The organism is Pseudomonas sp. BR20, assembly GCF_050780135.1.
Taxonomy (GTDB): Bacteria; Pseudomonadota; Gammaproteobacteria; order Pseudomonadales; family Pseudomonadaceae; genus Aquipseudomonas.
Genome location: NZ_CP172012.1, coordinates 2010348 through 2027568 on the forward strand (window position 1 = coordinate 2010348; position 17221 = coordinate 2027568).

The following is a 17221-nucleotide window of genomic DNA, read 5'->3' on the forward strand; positions in this document are numbered from 1 at the left end:
CATCGGGTTATCAGGCCGCTGTCTTCCCGTCATGATTCAGGCAAGGCTATTTTTTGCCTGGGTGAAGGCGGACCGCCTCACGTTGGTTACTTCTTTCTCCCACAGGGGATTCAGCGGTACGTGATAACCGCTGTCCTTGGCGGTCTTGATCAGTTCTGCCATTTCCCTGCTGTCGTGGATGATGCTGATTTCATCGAATCGACCCAGTTTTGCCGGTAGGAAAAACGTCGTCGGGTAATTGGCAGCCACTTCCGTGGCCGGGCTGCCCGAGTCCGCGTTGTGATGAACCACTCTCTCTCCCTCGCCGACCAATTTTTGATTGATCAGTCCTATCATCTGCTCTATCCGTGGTGTTGCGTTGCCAAGGTGGGGATCTTCTTTCCGGTAGAAATGGGCGGGGCTTTCGAAGTCTGCGCGTAGCGCTTCAGGAGCTTGCTTATAGCGTTCAACTCGACCCTTGAAGACACTGTGGGCCACGTCCGGTATGGGGAGTTTGTCCTGGGGGCCGAAGTCGCTGATATGGGGCGCGATCAGGTGCAGGTCGTAATCGGCGGTCAACGGTTTACCTTCTGCATGCTTGGCCAGCACTTCAAGGGGCTTGCCCTGATGGGTGATGAAGTAGCTGTCGCTTGAGGGGGACGTGCGATGGGCTTCGAATGTATAGGTTTTCTGACTGGGCCCGCGGGCGCTTAATTGCAATGTGCCGTCAGCGCCTTGAACGGCCAGTTGGGTTATGTGGCCGAGCTTGACCAATACATCAAGGCGCTGGCTCGACAGCTGCAGGGGCGTTGCAACTGCATGGCCTTCTTGGATACACGCTTGGATTTGCTCATTGGCGTTGGCTACTTTGGCTGGTGTTTTTTCGGCAACTTGTTCAAGTTTGCTGAATGCCTGGTCTGTACAGATCAGACCTGCCTGAGGGCCCCAGTTGGCGCTCTTGCCTTTGATATGGAAGTCCTTGGTGGGGTGCCCGGCTTCTATCAGGCCAGTTGCGACGGTTTCGACCGGGCGTATGCCTATGATGGAGTTGGTGGTCATTGCGATGTCTTGCAAGGGGGCAAGATGGCTTGGCACGATGCCTGTTTCGTCCTTGACCCGATCGATCAGCACTGCTGTAGGAGTATTTGCGCCTTGGGCAAGATAGTTTTGCAGCGCGGCAAGGCTGTATGCGGAAGGGGAGGTCACTGAAGAGGTTATGCTTGTCATTGAAGTTTCTCCGAGTCATATCTACAGCGAAGTTCGATGATTCCCTCCAGACGCTAGCTCCTTGAGTTGGACGCCCGAGATTAAAGTGAGGGCGCCTTCAAACGGGGAGAACAAGTGTGACCATCTATGTGAGATAGAGCCCGCGCATTAAAGCTAAAGGCCTTTATTAACAAGGGACGCTGCGGGTTCCCTGCGCACGCCTTGTTTGAATCTCAGAACAATCCTACTCGTGCTTACTTGCTGCTAGGGGCCGGGTACATGCCAAACTGTCCTGACTCTGGCGTTGCACAAAAGGGAGGAACCCATGACGATCCGCGCAGTAGTGTTTGACTTTGGCGGTGTACTGTTCGACTGGAACCCGCAGCACCTGTACCGCAAACTGATTGCCGACGATCAAGAGCGGCAGTGGTTCCTCGATAACATCTGTACCCAGGCCTGGAACACCGAGCAGGATGCGGGGCGGCCGCTGGCCGAAGCCACGCAAAGCCTGATCGATCAATACCCCCACCATGAACCCTTGATCGCGGCCTACTACGACCGATGGCACGAAATGCTGCGTGGCCCGTTGCCCGAAGGCGTGGCGATTCTCAACGCGCTGCATCAGGCCAACATGCCATTGTTCGGGCTCACAAACTGGTCGGCGGAGACCTTTCCCTATGCGCTTGCCAATTACCCCTTCCTTCGGAAATTCTGCAACATCGTGGTGTCCGGCGAGTTGAAGTTGATCAAGCCCGACGCGGCGATCTACCACGCCAGTCTCAGCCAGGTACGGGTGTACCTGCCGGATATCCAGCCGGGGGAAGTGGTGTTTATCGATGATGTCGCCGGCAATATCGAAGCGGCCGTCGCCCTCGGCTGGCAAGGCATTCACCATGTGTCTGCCGAGCAGACGGCGGCGCGATTGCGCGAGTTGGGCGTGGGCTTCTAGCGCGCCCACTTTTCCATGGCGAAATCCACAAAGGCGCGCAGCTTCGGCAAGCGATAACGATCCTGGCCGTACAGCAAATGCATGGGCCGGCTGGGCAGTTGATAGGTGGTCAGCAAGGCCACCAGCTTGCCGGTTTGCAGGTCGGGCTGCACCAGGGCATCCGGCAGCATGACGATCCCCATGCCTTGCACGGCTGCCTGGCGCAAGGCCTGGGAGCTATTGACGGTCAGCGAGCCGGACACCGGGATTTCCACTTCGCCTTCTGCGCCGGTCATGCGCCACAGCTTGTCGGCGTTGCGCCAGTCATCGGTGGAAGGGTAGGCGAACGCCAGGCAGTCGTGCTGTTGCAGGTCCTCGGGCGTCTGTGGTGTACCACGTCGGGCCAGGTAGTCCGGTGAGGCGCACAGGGTGATGGTGTAGTCCTGCATCGGTCGGGCGATCAGGCTTGAGGCTTCCAGTTCGCCAAGGCGGATGGCCACGTCAAAGCCGCTGTCGACCATGTCCACACGCTGGTTGCTGAGCACCACGTACAGCTTGATCAGCGGGTAGCGTTGGGAAAACTCGCTCAAGGCCGGCGCCAGGCGTTCGGTGCCGAAGGCGGGTGGGGCGGTGATGCGCAGAGTGCCTTTGGGAATGTCACTGTGGGCCTGTTCGGCCAGTTGCTCGGAGTCGGCCACCAGCCCCAGTACTTCCAGGCAACGCTGGTAATACTGGCCGCCGAACTCCGTCAGGCTTTGCTTGCGTGTGGTGCGCTTGAGCAGGCTGACGCCCAGGCGTTGTTCGAGGGCGCGCAAGTGGTTGCCGACCATCGTGGTCGACATCCCGCAGGCCTGGGCGGCTGCGGTCATGCTGCCGCTCTCCACCACTTTTACGTATACCGACATCGCCTGGAATAAATCCATTATAAAGTCCTGGTTTAAAGTCATTGCAGGAAAGTGCAGTTTATCCAGCTCTGGTGGCTAACGATACTTCAACCCATCACAACGATGCACTGGAGCCTGCCACCATGACCGCCGCCTGCCTGATGACCACGTATCAACCCTTAGCCCTGAGTTTTACCCGTGGCCTCGGCACGCGCCTGTGGGACCAGCAGGGGCGTGAATACCTGGACGCGGTGGCGGGCGTTGCGGTGACCAACGTCGGGCATTCGCACCCGAAACTGGTGGCGGCCATCAGTGAGCAGGCCGGCCTGTTGTTGCACACCTCCAACCTCTACAGCATCGATTGGCAGCAACGCCTCGCCCAGCGCCTGACCCAGCTGTCCAGCCTGGACCGTGCCTTCTTCAACAATTCCGGCGCCGAAGCCAACGAGACGGCGCTGAAACTGGCGCGGTTGCATGGCTGGAAAAAAGGCATCGAAGAGCCGTTGGTGGTGGTGATGGAGAATGCTTTTCATGGCCGCACGCTGGGCACCATGGCGGCAAGCGATGGCCCCTCGGTGCGCTTGGGTTTCCAACGCTTGCCGGGGGATTTTCTCAAGGTCAGGTTTGGTGATCTGGCGGCGATCGAGGCAATCACCCAGACGTTTGGCACGCGTATCGCGGCGGTCTTGCTGGAACCCATCCAGGGCGAAAGTGGCGTACTGCCCGCGCCGCCGGGTTACCTGCAAGCCCTGCGTGATCACTGCACACGCCACGGCTGGCTGATGATGCTCGACGAGATCCAGACCGGCATCGGCCGCACCGGCGTCTGGTTTGCCTTCCAGCATGAAGGCATTGTTCCGGATGTGATGACCCTGGCCAAAGGCCTCGGCAATGGTGTGCCCATCGGTGCCTGCCTGGCCAGGGCTGCGATAGCCGAGCTGTTCACGCCCGGCAGTCACGGCAGCACCTTTGGCGGCAACCCGCTGGCGTGCCGGGTCGGCTGCACGGTGTTGGACATTATCGAAGAGCAAGGTTTGTTGCAGAACGCTGCGCAACAGGGCGAACGCTTGCTAGCGCGGTTACGCATGGAATTGGAAGACCTCCCACAGGTGCTGGCGATTCGCGGACGGGGCTTGATGGTCGGTATTGAGTTGGCCAGCCCCTGTCGCGACCTGGCCCAGCGTGCCGCCCAGGAGCATGGGCTGCTGATCAACGTGACGCGGGGTAAGGTCATTCGCCTGCTGCCGCCGTTGACCCTGGAGGCCAAGGAGGTCGAGATGATCGTGCGGGCCATCACTCGGCTATTGAGCTAGGTCCCTGCCGTTGAGCCACTCCTGGTTCAGGGTGTCGGTATCCCCCAGGTACTCCAGCAACCATGCCATGGCCGGGGACAGTTTGCTCTGTGCCCAGGCCACGCACGATGGGCTGGCCGGGAAGGGGCGTGTCAGTTGCAGCGCCACCAATTCACCGCGTTCGATCCACGGCAACACCTGATGCGCCGGTGCCATGCCGACGCACAGGCCATCGCGCAGGCAATCGATGGCGGAGGCCCAGTTCGGCACCACCAGCCGCCGTTGGTTATCCAGGGTCCAGGTGTCGCGCTTGGGCAGGTTGCGCGAGGTGTCAGTCATGCACAGTGAGGCGAAGGGGCGCAGTTGGTCGTCATTGAGCAACCCTTCCACGGCCGCCAACGGGTGCCGGGCGCTGACCACGCACAGCCAATTCAATAAGCCCATATCGCGAAAGGTGAAGTGACTGGCCACCGGCACGGCGCTGGTGGCACCGATGACAATATCGGTGCGCTCATCCGCCAAGGCATCCCACACGCCGTTGTACACCTCGTATTCCAGCAGCAACTCCACCTCGGGAAACTGCCGATAGAAATCCAGCACCAATTGCCGGCAGCGCTGGGGTTTGACGATGGAATCCACCGCCACCTTCAACTGGCCACTCCAGCCATTGGCCACCTGCTGGCACAGGCGCCGTGTGCCGAGCATTTTTTTCATCACGCCGCGGGCTTCGTCGATAAACAGGCGGCCGGCGGGTGTCAGCTCCACATCACGATGCCGGCGCACAAACAGCGGCACCGCGAGCCACTCTTCAAGTTGACGTACGGTATAACTGATGGCTGACGGCACGCGGTGCAATTCCTGGGCGGCGGCGCTGAAGCTGCCATGGCGCGCTACCGCATCGACGACATCCAGGGAGTATTCGGACCACATGACGGTTGCCTTCAAAATTATTGATAAGAGCCGCCAATTATTATCGCTTCACACAAAATCTCTCAACTTCATAATGGGCGGCAGTCAGCAAATAGTTTGATGGCAAGACTAACAAGGCTTCAATGAAAAATTCTTTTGGTTTCACCTGGTATCTGGCGGGGCTGAGCATGCTCGGTTATCTCGCCATGGACATGTATTTGCCGGCGTTCGGCGCCATGGGCGAGCAGTTGCATATTGGGGCGGGCGCGGTGGGCGCCAGCTTGAGTATTTTCCTCGCGGGCTTTGCGGTGGGGCAGTTGCTGTGGGGGCCGTTGTCCGACCGCCTGGGGCGCAAGCCGATCTTGCTCGCAGGCTTGAGCCTGTTTGTCGTGGGTTGCGCGGGGATGTTTTGGGTCGAGACCGCGCCGCAGTTGCTGGCCTTGCGCTTTATGCAGGCGATTGGCGTGTGTTCTGCGGCTGTGAGCTGGCAGGCGCTGGTGATCGACCGCTACCCGGCCGACAAGGCCCACCGCGTGTTCGCCAGCATCATGCCGTTGATGTCGTTGTCGCCGGCGCTGGCGCCGTTGTTGGGCGCAATGGTGCTGAACCACTTCGGTTGGCAGGCCATCTTCGGCGTATTGCTGGGGGTGTCGTTGCTGTTGCTGCTGCCCACGTTGTTCCTGCGCTCCGTGCCGAAACCTCAGACACGGGAAGGCGAATCTTCGCGCCTTGGCTATTGGCAGTTGCTCACCTCCCGGGTGTTTACCGGCAATGTGATGATCTTCGCCGCCTGCTCGGCCAGCTTCTTTGCCTGGCTGACCGCTTCGCCTTTCATCCTGGGCGACATGGGCTATAGCCCGAATGACATCGGCCTAAGCTACGTGCTCCCAACCTTGGCGTTTCTGGTGGGTGGCTACAGTTGCCGCAGCGCCTTGCAGCGCTTCCAGGGCAAGACGTTGCTGCCGTGGTTGCTGCTCGCCTATTGCGTCAGCATGGTGGTGTTGTACCTGGTCGCCACCTTGACCGTGCCGACGCTCACCACCTTGCTGATACCGTTCTGCCTGATGGCGCTGGTCAACGGCGCCAGCTACCCGATCGTGGTGGCGAATGCGCTGATGCCGTTTGCAGAAAATTCCGGTAAGGCTGCCGCTCTGCAGAATACCCTGCAACTGGGCCTGTGCTTTCTCAGCAGCCTGTTGGTGTCGTCGATGATCGAGCAGCCGTTGCTGATCACGGCGATCGTGATGCTGGCGACCGCGCCCTTGGCCGTGTTGGGCTATTGGCTGGCGCGGCGCAACGCAGACGATTCGGAACTGGCGGCCGCCTAGAACGTCACTTCCATGTTCACCGTCGGCGTTGACGTACGGCTGCCCCGGCCGCCGTCCACGCCGAACTTGTTATGCCAGTATTCGTAACCCACCCCGAGGTACAGGTTCGGCTTCACGCCCTTGCCCGGTCGTACCGCGACCATCAGCGCGCTGCGCATCAGGGCTTCCGGTGCCGTGTCGCGGCCATGGTAGTCCGCGCCTTTTTCCCCGACGTAATTGATAAACCCCTGGAATTTCGCCGCATGGTTGGCGATCTCGAAAGGGCGCATCCACGTCAGGTTGAGCATGTAGGTGTCGTCGAACGTGTGGTCTGACTCCTGCGCGCCGGGGATGCCGGTGTGGTTGCGCTCCTTGTAGTACAGGAGGCTCAGGTCCAGCACGCCCACGGTGTTGAACTTCAAGGTAGGGCCGATCACCAGCGCACGTTTTTTCGCCGAAGCGACGTTGTTGTTGCGGTTGGCATCAAAGCCCAGGGTCAGCGCGTAATCCTTGATCAGCCCGGTGCCCAGCGGCACATCCAGCACCCGTGACGCATACAGCTGATGCCGGTACACCGCGTACACCTCACTGCCGCCGTGGTCAGTGCCCTTGCGCGGGTCGTGGCTGTCGGACAGGAACACATCCAGGTTCAGGAAGTTGCTGCCATACCGGTAGCCGCTGGCGTGGGTAAAGCTGTAGATGCGCTTGCTGAATTCGTCGGGGTTATTCGGATTGGTGAACTGCTGGCCGTAGCGAAAGCCGACGCTGTTGTTCATCCATTCCACCGCGACAGCCTCCCCGCCGCCGAGGAGGGTGAGTGCAACGGTGGCGCCCTGTAATGCCTTTTTCATTGTTTTAGTGTCCTTTGGCGTTCTGGCTCATCACGGCCCAATGGTTTTTGTAACGCCGGTGGAGGGTATCTTGTTCGATTGATTGTATACAACTATATGGACATCTAGTCTTAAGATTGAATACAGTGTCCGCACAACAAAAACAGAGATCCCCTCACCATGACTATCCCGAAGGCGTCACCGCAGCGGCCGGAAGATGAGAATCTAGGCGTCGCCGCTAACATGGCTTACGGCCTGCAGCATGTGCTCACCATGTACGGCGGCATCGTCGCGGTACCCTTGATCGTCGGCCAGGCGGCCGGGCTGTCGCCGGCGGATATTGGTCTCTTGATCGCCGCATCGTTGTTTGCCGGTGGCCTCGCCACCTTGTTGCAAACCCTTGGCCTGCCGTTCTTTGGCTGTCAGTTGCCGCTGGTGCAGGGCGTGTCGTTTGCCGGTGTGGCGACCATGGTGGCGATTGTCGGCAGCGATGGCGCCGGCGGAGTGCCGGCGATTCTCGGCGCGGTGATGGCCGCGTCGTTTATCGGGCTGTTGATCACCCCGGTGTTCTCGCGGATCACCCAGTTTTTCCCGCCGTTGGTGACCGGTATCGTGATTACCACCATCGGCCTCACCCTGATGCCCGTGGCGGCGCGCTGGGCCATGGGCGGTAACAGCCGCGCGGCGGATTTCGGCAGCATGCCCAATATCGGCCTGGCGGCGTTGACCCTGGTGCTGGTGCTGCTATTGAGCAAGATCGGCAGCGCAACCATCTCGCGCCTGTCGATCCTGCTGGCGATGGTGATCGGTACGGTGATAGCGGTGTTCCTCGGCATGGCGGATTTTTCCGGCGTCACCCAGGGGCCAATGTTCGGTTTCCCTACGCCATTCCATTTCGGCATGCCGACCTTTCACATCGCGGCGATCATTTCCATGTGCATCGTGGTGATGGTGACCCTGGTGGAAACCTCGGCCGACATTCTGGCGGTGGGCGAAATCATCGACACCAAGGTCGACTCCAAACGCCTGGGCAACGGCCTGCGCGCCGATATGCTGTCGAGCATGTTCGCGCCGATCTTCGGTTCGTTCACCCAGAGTGCCTTCGCCCAGAACGTAGGCCTGGTGGCGGTGACCGGGGTTAAGAGTCGCTTTGTGGTCGCAACGGGTGGTCTATTCCTGGTGATCCTCGGCTTGCTGCCATTCATGGGGCGGGTGATCGCCGCGGTGCCGACCTCGGTACTGGGCGGTGCCGGGATTGTGCTGTTTGGCACCGTGGCGGCCAGTGGTATTCGCACTTTGTCCAAGGTGGACTACCGCAACAACATGAACCTGATCATCGTTGCCACCTCCATCGGTTTCGGCATGATCCCGATTGCTGCGCCGAGTTTCTACGACCAATTCCCCGGCTGGTTCGCGACCATTTTCCACTCGGGTATCAGTTCGTCGGCGATCATGGCGATCCTGTTGAACCTGGCGTTCAACCATTTCACTGCGGGTAATTCAGACCAGCAGTCGGTGTTTGTGGCGGGGACTGAGCGCAGTTTGTGCTTCCACGACGTATCGGCGTTGCGCGAGGGGGATTACTTCAGTGGCGGCAAGTTGTTCGATGCCGAGGGCAAGGAGATTCCATTGGTGGCGGAGGTGCCAAGGAAAGCTGCACACGCTGAAACCACAGAGGTCTAAAAATGTGGGAGGGGCGGTGCGACGATTCGACTTGCCCCTCCCACATTTGGAACTCAACCAGCCTTGCGGACTGTGTGCGGAACAGAACATGCCTCATCCAGAAACTTCACCACGGTGCCCATGCACGCCTGGCGTTCTTCCACGTGGGGCATGTGGCTGGAGTCTTCGAACAGCGCCCAGCGCACATCCGCGATCTCATCCAGGAACGGCTTGACCACCAATGGCGTGGCCTCATCATGCCGGCCGGAGATCACCAGGGTCGGCACCTTGATTGCCGACAGGCGGCCAATGGATTTCCAGTCCTTCAGGCTGCCGATTACGTGGAACTCGGTCGGGCCGCTCATGGCGTGGTACACCGTGGGGTCTGAGTCGACCTGGGCGAAGGTGCGCGCCACTTCTTCCGGCCACGGGTTAACGCGGCACACATGCTGGTCATAGAACACCCGTGAGGCGGCGAGGTATTCCGGGTCGTTATACGTGCCGGCGGCTTCATGCTTGAGCAGGGTTTCATGCACGCCTTGGGGCAGCAGTTTGCGCAGGCGGTTGGCCTCGCTGACCCAGGTGCGCATGCAGGTTGGCGAGTTGGCCGGGATAAACGCACGCAGGCCCTTGGGTTGCAGGATTGCGTGCTCGCTGCCGAGCATGCCGCCCCAGGACTGGCCGAGGATCGCGTAGTTATCGCTGATTTGCAGGTGGTCCAGCAGGTTATCCAGTTCTTTAAGAAACAGATCGACGGTCCAGAAGGACGGGTCTTTCTCAGGCAAGTGCGTGGAGCGGCCATTGCCGAGTTGGTCGTAGTGGATGACCGCATGACCGCTGGCTGCGACGTCCTTGAAGGCGTCGACATAATCATGGGTGCAGCCGGGGCCACCGTGGATGACCACCAGCGGTGTACGGCCGCTGGCCAGATCACCCGTGACGCGGTACCAGGTCTGGTAGGCGCCAAACGTGGCATACCCTTCGCGGATTTTTTCGATGAATTCCATTTCGTACCCTGCTCTGAAAATAAAGGATCAGGGACACGATAAGCCTTGGGCAACATTCAGGTAACTAGCAAAACAGCTAGGTTTTGCCAAAAAGTCAGTCTTCGAGCAGGCGGTAATGGGTCGCGCGCACCACGGCCTGTACACGGTTCTTGGCCCCCAGTTTGTGCATCGCCGAGGCAAGGTGCAGGGTGACCACCGCCAGTGAACGGCTCAATTGCGTGGCGATTTCGGCGGCGGTCAGGCCTTCGGCGGCCCATTTAAGGCATTCGCGCTCGCGTTTGGTCAGGTGAATGTGCGGGTAGGTGCGCAGCTCCTTGCCGAACAGCGGGTAGGCCGCTTCCTGCAAAGCGTGGGAAATCAGGCTGAAGTCCGACAAGGTCTGCTGCGCGTCCTGCAGCACGGTTGGCGTGTTGCCGGTGCGCAAGCCGGTCAGTGAAGCGAAGCCGCCACGGGGCAGATGCATCGGAACGCTGACGCCGCAGGTCAGTTGCTGGTCGTGCAGGTAGGACGAAACGGGGGCGTGGCAGGGGTCGATGATGGTTTGCAGGGCCGTGTCAGCCTTGGCTTCGTAGGACCACACGAACGGTGACACCGTGCGCAGGGCCAGGTGTTGCACCGGGTCGATCTGGTAGAACCCTTTGCTGCACCACAACCCATGCCAATCGGTCGGCGTGTTGCGCAACTCCAGCACCGATGGGGTGATCAATGCACCATCCTGGTCGATTGGCACCGGGGTGTAGTCGTACACCAGTGCATCGAAGCCCATCTGCTGGGCGAGGATGAACGTGTTGTCCATCTGCTCATCCAGGCTCCTGCCCGGCATCAGACGATTGTTGAAGGCAGTTAGCTTGGCCAGCATCCGTTCTGCTCCCGAATTCATTTGAATCTCGACTTCCTGCAAGTAGAATGCCACGCCCCGGCGAAGGACTGCCAGGCCAAACCTATAAGAAATACTAGGTTATGGACGCGCGGCATCCTCGGTAGTGTTGGCCTGATAAACGGCCGCTACCCGCCAGGCCGATACAACACAAGGAATGTATGCATGTGGCGTGAAATTGCCCCCGACCAGCAGTACAACGTGCAAGTCGATGGCCACAACCTCGTGGTCTACAGCTTCGGCGAAGGCGATGAGGTGCTCTTGTGTCTCAACGGCGGGCCGGGCCTGCCGTGTGACTACTTGCGCGACGCCCATGGCTGGCTCAAGGACCATAACCTGCGAGTGGTTGCATTCGACCAGCTTGGCACAGGCGCATCAGCCAGACCGACCGATGTTTCCCTGTGGGAAATCCGCCGTTATGTCGAAGAAGTCGAAACCGTGCGCCAAGCCCTGGACCTCGGCCGCGTGCACCTGCTGGGGCATTCCTGGGGCGGCTGGCTGGGCATCGAATACGCCATCCATTACCCCGACACGCTGAAAAGCCTGATCCTCGAAAACACCGTCGGCGACATTCCGCATCTTTCTCAAGAACTCGAACGCCTGCGCGGCGCGCTGGGCAGTGAGACCGTGGCGATGATGCAGCGCCACGAAGCCATGGGCACCCTGGATCACCCGCAGTACCAGGCTGCAATCACCTTGCTCAACTATCGACACGTCTGCCGCCTGGACGAATGGCCCGAGCCGGTCAAGCGCTCCCTCGGCGACTGGAACATGGGCCCCTACGAAACCATGCAGGGCCCCAATGAATTCCTCTACGTCGGCAACCTCAAGGACTGGAACCGCATCCCCGAGATGGCCGCTTTCAGCATGCCGATCCTGATCACCACCGGCCAGCACGACGAACTCACCCCGGCCTGCGCCATGCGCATGAAGATGGCGGCCAGACACGCCGAACTGCATGTATTTCCCAACAGCAGCCATATGCCGTTCTATGAGGAGCCACACGCTTATTTTCCGGTACTGTTGGACTTTCTCGCTCGCCACCGAGGCTGACAGATGAACCTGGCGCGCTACCGTTTTGTACTGTCCCGGCCGCTGCAATTGCTGCCGGTACTGTTTGGCATCAGCCTGATTACGTTTGTGCTGGTGCGCTCGATCCCGGGCGACCCGGCACGCGCCTTGCTCGGCTCGCGCAGCACGCCGGACGCTTTGCTGAAAATCCGCGCCCAGTACGGCCTCGACCAGCCTTTGTGGCAGCAGTATTTCTACTTCCTGAAGAACCTGCTCAAGGGCGACCTCGGCCAATCACTGCTGTACAAAGTCGACGCCTTGAAGTTGATCGTCACCCGTATCGAACCCACTCTGGTGCTGGTGCTTGGCAGCGTGGTGCTGGCGCTGCTGATTGCGGTGCCGCTGGCGACGTTGGCCGCACGCAATAAAGGCGGATGGGCGGATAACCTGATCCGTGTGTTCACCACCGTGGGTCTGGGCATGCCGGCGTTCTGGCTGGGCCTGATGCTGATCCTGCTGTTCAGTGTGCAATGGGGCCTGTTCCCGGTGTCCGGCTACGGCCGCACCTGGCTGGACAAGGCGCACCATATGGTCTTGCCGTGCCTGACCATCGCCCTGGCGCTGTCGGCGGTGCTGGTCCGCAACCTGCGGGCGAGCATGTTGATGGAGCTGCAGGCCGACCACGTCACTGCCGCGCGGGCCCGCGGGCTGTCGGAAGCTGCGGTGTTCCGTCGCCATGTGCTGCCCAATTCCCTGGTGCCGGCGGTCAACCTGCTGGCGGTGAATATTGGCTGGCTGATCAGCGGCACCGTCGTGATCGAAAGCCTGTTCGCCATTCCCGGCATCGGCCAATTGCTGGTGCGCGGTATTTTCACCCGTGACTACATGGTGGTGCAGGGCGTAGCGATGGTGCTGGCCTGCGCGACGGTGGTGGTCAACTTCCTCGCCGATGTGGTCACGGTGGCCCTCGACCCACGGGTGAAGATGCAATGAGCAGTCGCCCGTTGATTGCCCCGTGGCGCCTGCGCCTGCGTTTTGGTTTTCGCAATGGCCGACTGACGGCCGCGTGGGGGCTGTTGATTCTGTCTGTGTGGCTGGCCCTGGCCGTGTTTGCGCCGTGGATCGCCCCCTATGACCCCATTGCGCAAGACACGGAAATGGCATTGCTCGGCCCTGGCCTGGCCCATCCATTTGGCACTGATAATTACGGTCGAGACATCCTTTCGAGGGTTATCTGGGGCGCGCGCGTCGACCTGCAGCTTGCCATCATCGGGGTGATATTCCCGTTCATGATCGGCACGTTTGTCGGTGCCGTTTCTGGCTATATCGGCGGGCGCTTCGACAGTTTCTGCATGCGCGTGATCGATGTGATCCTGGCGTTTCCGTTCCTGGTGTTGATGCTGGCGATCATGGCCATCCTCGGTCCGGGCCTGAAGAGCTTTTATATCGCCATGGCGCTGGTCGGCTGGGTCTCGTACGCGCGGCTGATCCGCTCACAGATCCTGGTGCTCAAGGAGAGCGACTTTGCCCTGGCGGCCAAGAGCCTGGGTTTTGGCCATGGGCGCATCCTGTTCCGGCATTTGCTGCCGAATGCGATGTTTGGCTCGATTGTGTTTTCCATGTCTGACGCGGTGCTGGTGCTGCTCAACGGTGCGGCCGTGAGCTACCTGGGCCTGGGCGTGCAACCGCCGACGGCGGAGTGGGGCACGATGATTGCCGAAGGGCAGGCGTTTATCACCACGGCCTGGTGGATCTGCACCTTTCCGGGGTTGGCCATCGTGACCCTGGCCATGGGCTTCAGCCTGCTGGCCGATGGCGTGGCGCAAGTGTTAGGGGATCGCTCATGAGCCTGTTGCAGGTGCAAGACCTCAGCGTGATCGCCAATAACGCCGGGCGCGATGTGACCTTGGTCGACCGCGTGTCCTTTGACCTGGCCGAAGGCGAAATCCTCGGCCTGGTGGGTGAAAGCGGCTCGGGCAAGACCATGGCCTGCCGTGGTTTGATGCGCCTGTTGCCGTCGCCCAACCTGCGCGTACAGGGCGGTGCGGTACGCCTGGCGGGCCAGGACCTGCTGCAACTGGATGACACCGGCATGCGCGCGGTGCGTGGCGGGCAGTTGGGCATGATCTTCCAGAACCCCAGCAGCCACCTTGACCCGTTGATGCGCATCGGCGATCAGATCGCCGAAGGCATTCGCCTGCATCAGGGTGCGTCGAAAAAAGACGCGCGCCGACAAGCCATCGAGGTGCTGCGCCAGGTGGGCATTCCCGATCCCCAGGCACGCGTCGACAACTATCCCCATGAGTTTTCCGGTGGCATGCGCCAACGCGCGATGATCGCCGTGGCCCTGGGCTGCAACCCAAAAGTATTGATTGCCGACGAGCCGACCACGGCCCTTGATGTAACCGTGCAGGCGCAAATCCTGCGCCTGCTGCTGGACCTGCGTGACCAGCGCGGCCTGTCGCTCATCATGATCACCCACGACCTCGGCGTGGTCGCGCAAACCTGCGATTCCATCGCCGTGATGTACGCCGGGCGCCTGTGTGAACACGGCAGCAAGTACGACGTGCTCGCCCATCCGCAACACCCCTACACCGCCGGCCTGATTGATTGCCAGCCGGCCCACAGCAGTGGCCACGCGTTGCTGCGCACCATCCCCGGCCAGCCGCCCTTGCTCGATGCGTTACCCGACGGCTGCCGTTTCAACCCGCGTTGCCCGCAGGTCGGCGCGTTGTGCACCGAACTGTTGCCCGAAGGCGCGCGCGTGGCGTGTCACTACCCGTTGGGAGCACGCACATGAGCCTGTTGCAGATCAAGGACCTGGAGGTGCGGTTCGCCGCGTCCGGCACGGGTGTGTTCGGCTTGAACAAGCAGTGGGTGAGGGCGGTGAACGGTGTGTCGCTGAACCTGGCTGCCGGTGAAACCCTGGGGTTGGTGGGGGAGTCCGGCAGCGGCAAAAGCACCTTGGGCCGCGCGATCCTGCACCTCAACCCGATCAGTGCCGGGCAGGTGCTGTTCGATGGCATCGACATGGCCCATGGCAGCGCGGTAGACATCGCGCGCCTGCGCCAGGAAACGGCGATGATCTTCCAGGATCCCTACGCCGCGTTGAACCCGCGCCACACCATCGGCGAAACCATCGCCGAGGTGCTGCGGGTGCAGCGCAAAGTCCCGGCAGCGCGCATCCCGGCTCGCGTCAACGAACTGCTTGACCTGGTCGGCCTGCGCCCCGAACTGGCCAGTCGCAAACCCGGCTCCCTCAGTGGCGGCCAATGCCAGCGTGTCGGTATTGCCCGGGCGCTGGCGGCGGAGCCACGCTTGATCATTGCCGACGAATGCGTGGCGGCGCTGGATGTATCGATCCAGGGTCAGATCATCAACCTGCTGTTGGAACTGCAACAGCGCATGAGCCTGGCGATCCTGTTTATCGCCCACGATTTGGCCATCGTGCGGCGCCTGTGCGACCGCGTGGCGGTGATGTACCTGGGCAAGATCGTCGAGGAAGGGCCGGTGGAAGCGGTCTTCACGTCGCCGCGCCATCCGTATACAGCCGCGTTGATCGAGGCGATTCCGGAGATCGATCCGCACCGGCCTTTGCCGACGCAGCCGTTGCCTGGCGAGCCGCCGAGCCCCCTGAATTTGCCTGCGGGCTGTGCCTTCCACCCGCGTTGCCGGTACGCCAGGACGATGTGTTCCGTGGTATTGCCGCCTACCCATTCCCTGCACGAGCATCGGTACAGTTGCGTGCTTGAAGAACCGTTGACCCTTCCTGCCCATCATGAACAAGGAGTTATGACATGCAATCCCGCCACTTGAAGTTGCTTGCCGCTGCCACGTTGACAGCCTGGTCGCTGACCGCCGGCCTGGCCCAGGCCGCCGGCGTTCTCACCATCGGCTGCCGTGAAGACAGCACCACGTTCGACCCGATCAAAAGCGCGCAAAACCGCGATACCTGGGTATTCGCCAACGTCTACGACACCCTGGTACGCGTGGATAACCTGGGCACCAAGATGGAGCCGGGCCTGGCTGAAAGCTGGGACATCTCCAAGGACGGCCTGACCTACACGTTCAAACTGCGTGATGCGAAGTTCTCCGATGGCTCGCCGATCACTGCCGAGGACGCGGCGTTCAGCCTGTTGCGCATCCGCGACAACAAGGCTTCGTTGTGGGCTGACCCTTTCAACCTGATCAACACGGCCAAGGCATCAGACCCGCACACCCTGGTCGTCACGCTGAAGACTCCGGCGGTGGCTTTCCTGTCGCAACTGGCCTCGCCGACGGTTTCGATCCTGTCGGAAAAAGCCATGACCAAAATGGGGGAAGACGCCTACTCGGAAAATCCGGTGACCTCCGGCGCGTTTACCGTGGACGAATGGCGCAAGGGCGACCGGGTCATCCTGAAGAAGAACCCGAATTTCTGGCAGGCCAAGAAGGTCAGCCTGGACGGCGTGGAGTGGGTCTCCGTGACCGACGACAACACGCGGATGCGCATGGTGCAGAACAACGAGTTGGACACGGCGATCTTCGTACCGTTTTCCCGGGTTGAAGAACTGAAGAAAGACAAGAACGTGGTGATCCACTCCGACCCGTCCACCCGTGAAGATCACCTGCTGATCAACCACGCCCACGGTCTGCTGGCCAAGCAGGAAGTGCGCGAGGCGCTGGACATGGCGATCGACAAACAGTCGCTGGTGAAAACCGCCACTTACGGTCAAGGCACGGTGGCCTATTCCTACATCCCGAAAGGCTCGTTGTTCCACTACGCCAACAACCTGCAACGCCCGTATGACCCGACCGCCGCCAAGCAGCTGTTGGAAAAGGCTGGCGCGAAGGACTTGAAGCTCAACTATGTGGTCAACGCCGGCAACGAAGCCGACGAGCAGATCGCGGTGATCATCAAGGACCAGTTGGCCAAGGTCGGTGTGACCGCCAACCTGCAGAAAGTCGACCCGACCCAAAGCTGGCAGATGCTGGTGGACGGTGAGTACGATATTTCGGTGATGTACTGGACCAACGACATCCTCGACCCGGACCAGAAGACCACCTTCGTGCTTGGCCACGACACCAACCAGAACTACATGACCCGCTACAAGAATGACAAGGTCAAGGACTTGGTCGCAGCGGCGCGCATTGAGGCCGACCCGGTCAAGCGTGAGCAGATGTATGTGGAGTTGCAGAAACTGGCGAAACAGGATGTGAACTGGATCGACCTGTACTACAGCCCGTACATCAACATTTCACGCAAGAATGTGAGCAACTTCCTGCAAAACCCGTTGGGGCGCTTCACCCTTGAGGAAGTGGTGAAGAACTAAGAGCCAGAGAACACCGC

General features: G+C 60.7%; 16 protein-coding genes. 10 read left to right on the forward strand and 6 right to left on the reverse strand.

What is annotated here, in order from left to right:
* Window positions 1–36: 36 nt before the first annotated feature.
* A complete protein-coding gene (locus ACHPFG_RS09135; RefSeq protein ID WP_431702172.1) occupies window positions 37–1206 on the reverse strand; it encodes an anthrax toxin-like adenylyl cyclase domain-containing protein in 1170 nt (389 codons plus the stop codon).
* A 304-nt stretch (window positions 1207–1510) separates the two neighbouring features.
* Between ACHPFG_RS09135 and ACHPFG_RS09140 the strand changes: the two genes are divergently transcribed.
* Complete coding sequence (locus ACHPFG_RS09140) at window positions 1511–2134, forward strand: HAD family hydrolase (RefSeq protein ID WP_431702173.1); 624 nt, start codon at window positions 1511–1513, stop codon at window positions 2132–2134.
* On the opposite strand, the gene ACHPFG_RS09145 is transcribed toward ACHPFG_RS09140, so the two are convergent.
* Window positions 2131–3036 carry a LysR family transcriptional regulator gene (locus tag ACHPFG_RS09145; RefSeq protein WP_145334817.1) on the reverse strand — a complete coding sequence of 302 codons (906 nt, stop codon included), beginning with the start codon at window positions 3034–3036 and terminating at the stop codon, window positions 2131–2133. The genes ACHPFG_RS09140 and ACHPFG_RS09145 overlap by 4 nt on opposite strands.
* Window positions 3037–3140: 104 nt before the next feature.
* On the opposite strand from ACHPFG_RS09145, the gene ACHPFG_RS09150 reads away from it, so the two are divergent.
* A complete protein-coding gene (locus ACHPFG_RS09150) occupies window positions 3141–4310 on the forward strand; it encodes an aspartate aminotransferase family protein (protein ID WP_431702174.1) in 1170 nt (389 codons plus the stop codon).
* On the opposite strand, the gene punR is transcribed toward ACHPFG_RS09150, so the two are convergent.
* Complete coding sequence (gene punR / locus ACHPFG_RS09155) at window positions 4299–5219, reverse strand: DNA-binding transcriptional activator PunR (protein WP_131698979.1); 921 nt, start codon at window positions 5217–5219, stop codon at window positions 4299–4301. The two genes, ACHPFG_RS09150 and punR, sit on opposite strands and share 12 nt — an antisense overlap.
* 122 nt (window positions 5220–5341) lie before the next feature.
* On the opposite strand from punR, the gene punC reads away from it, so the two are divergent.
* Window positions 5342–6526 (forward strand): purine nucleoside transporter PunC, encoded by a 1185-nt coding sequence (punC, locus tag ACHPFG_RS09160; RefSeq protein ID WP_431702175.1) that lies wholly within the window; start codon window positions 5342–5344, stop codon window positions 6524–6526.
* On the opposite strand, the gene ACHPFG_RS09165 is transcribed toward punC, so the two are convergent.
* Window positions 6523–7356, reverse strand: a complete 834-nt coding sequence (locus ACHPFG_RS09165) for a nucleoside-binding protein (protein WP_340054322.1) — start codon at window positions 7354–7356, stop codon at window positions 6523–6525. The two genes, punC and ACHPFG_RS09165, sit on opposite strands and share 4 nt — an antisense overlap.
* Window positions 7357–7515: 159 nt before the next feature.
* Between ACHPFG_RS09165 and ACHPFG_RS09170 the strand changes: the two genes are divergently transcribed.
* Window positions 7516–9018 (forward strand): nucleobase:cation symporter-2 family protein, encoded by a 1503-nt coding sequence (locus ACHPFG_RS09170; RefSeq protein ID WP_431702176.1) that lies wholly within the window; start codon window positions 7516–7518, stop codon window positions 9016–9018.
* A 53-nt stretch (window positions 9019–9071) separates the two neighbouring features.
* Here the strand turns inward: ACHPFG_RS09170 and ACHPFG_RS09175 are convergent, their stop codons facing one another.
* Both ACHPFG_RS09175 and ACHPFG_RS09180 read right to left on the reverse strand, forming a co-directional pair.
* Window positions 9072–10004 (reverse strand): proline iminopeptidase-family hydrolase, encoded by a 933-nt coding sequence (locus ACHPFG_RS09175; RefSeq protein WP_131698983.1) that lies wholly within the window; start codon window positions 10002–10004, stop codon window positions 9072–9074.
* Between the two features lie 94 nt (window positions 10005–10098).
* The gene (locus ACHPFG_RS09180) at window positions 10099–10863 is read right to left on the reverse strand and encodes a LuxR family transcriptional regulator (RefSeq protein WP_431702177.1); all 765 of its coding nucleotides are present in this window, start codon (window positions 10861–10863) and stop codon (window positions 10099–10101) included.
* A gap of 183 nt (window positions 10864–11046) precedes the next feature.
* Here ACHPFG_RS09180 and ACHPFG_RS09185 point away from each other — a divergent pair, with 183 nt between their 5' ends.
* The 6 genes from ACHPFG_RS09185 to ACHPFG_RS09210 are packed head-to-tail and all read left to right on the forward strand — an operon-like array spanning window position 11047 to window position 17204.
* Window positions 11047–11934 carry a proline iminopeptidase-family hydrolase gene (locus ACHPFG_RS09185; RefSeq protein ID WP_131698985.1) on the forward strand — a complete coding sequence of 296 codons (888 nt, stop codon included), beginning with the start codon at window positions 11047–11049 and terminating at the stop codon, window positions 11932–11934.
* 3 nt (window positions 11935–11937) lie between these two features.
* Window positions 11938–12885 (forward strand): ABC transporter permease, encoded by a 948-nt coding sequence (locus ACHPFG_RS09190; RefSeq protein WP_431702178.1) that lies wholly within the window; start codon window positions 11938–11940, stop codon window positions 12883–12885.
* Window positions 12882–13739 carry an ABC transporter permease gene (locus ACHPFG_RS09195; protein ID WP_431702179.1) on the forward strand — a complete coding sequence of 286 codons (858 nt, stop codon included), beginning with the start codon at window positions 12882–12884 and terminating at the stop codon, window positions 13737–13739. The genes ACHPFG_RS09190 and ACHPFG_RS09195 overlap by 4 nt, the downstream gene beginning before the upstream one ends.
* On the forward strand, window positions 13736–14692 hold the full coding sequence (locus ACHPFG_RS09200; RefSeq protein ID WP_431702180.1) for an ABC transporter ATP-binding protein: 957 nt from the start codon (window positions 13736–13738) through the stop codon (window positions 14690–14692). The genes ACHPFG_RS09195 and ACHPFG_RS09200 overlap by 4 nt, the downstream gene beginning before the upstream one ends.
* Window positions 14689–15708 carry an ABC transporter ATP-binding protein gene (locus ACHPFG_RS09205; RefSeq protein WP_431702181.1) on the forward strand — a complete coding sequence of 340 codons (1020 nt, stop codon included), beginning with the start codon at window positions 14689–14691 and terminating at the stop codon, window positions 15706–15708. Before ACHPFG_RS09200 ends, ACHPFG_RS09205 begins: the two co-directional genes overlap by 4 nt.
* Window positions 15690–17204 carry an ABC transporter substrate-binding protein gene (locus tag ACHPFG_RS09210; RefSeq protein WP_145334809.1) on the forward strand — a complete coding sequence of 505 codons (1515 nt, stop codon included), beginning with the start codon at window positions 15690–15692 and terminating at the stop codon, window positions 17202–17204. The genes ACHPFG_RS09205 and ACHPFG_RS09210 overlap by 19 nt, the downstream gene beginning before the upstream one ends.
* Window positions 17205–17221 lie beyond the last annotated feature (17 nt).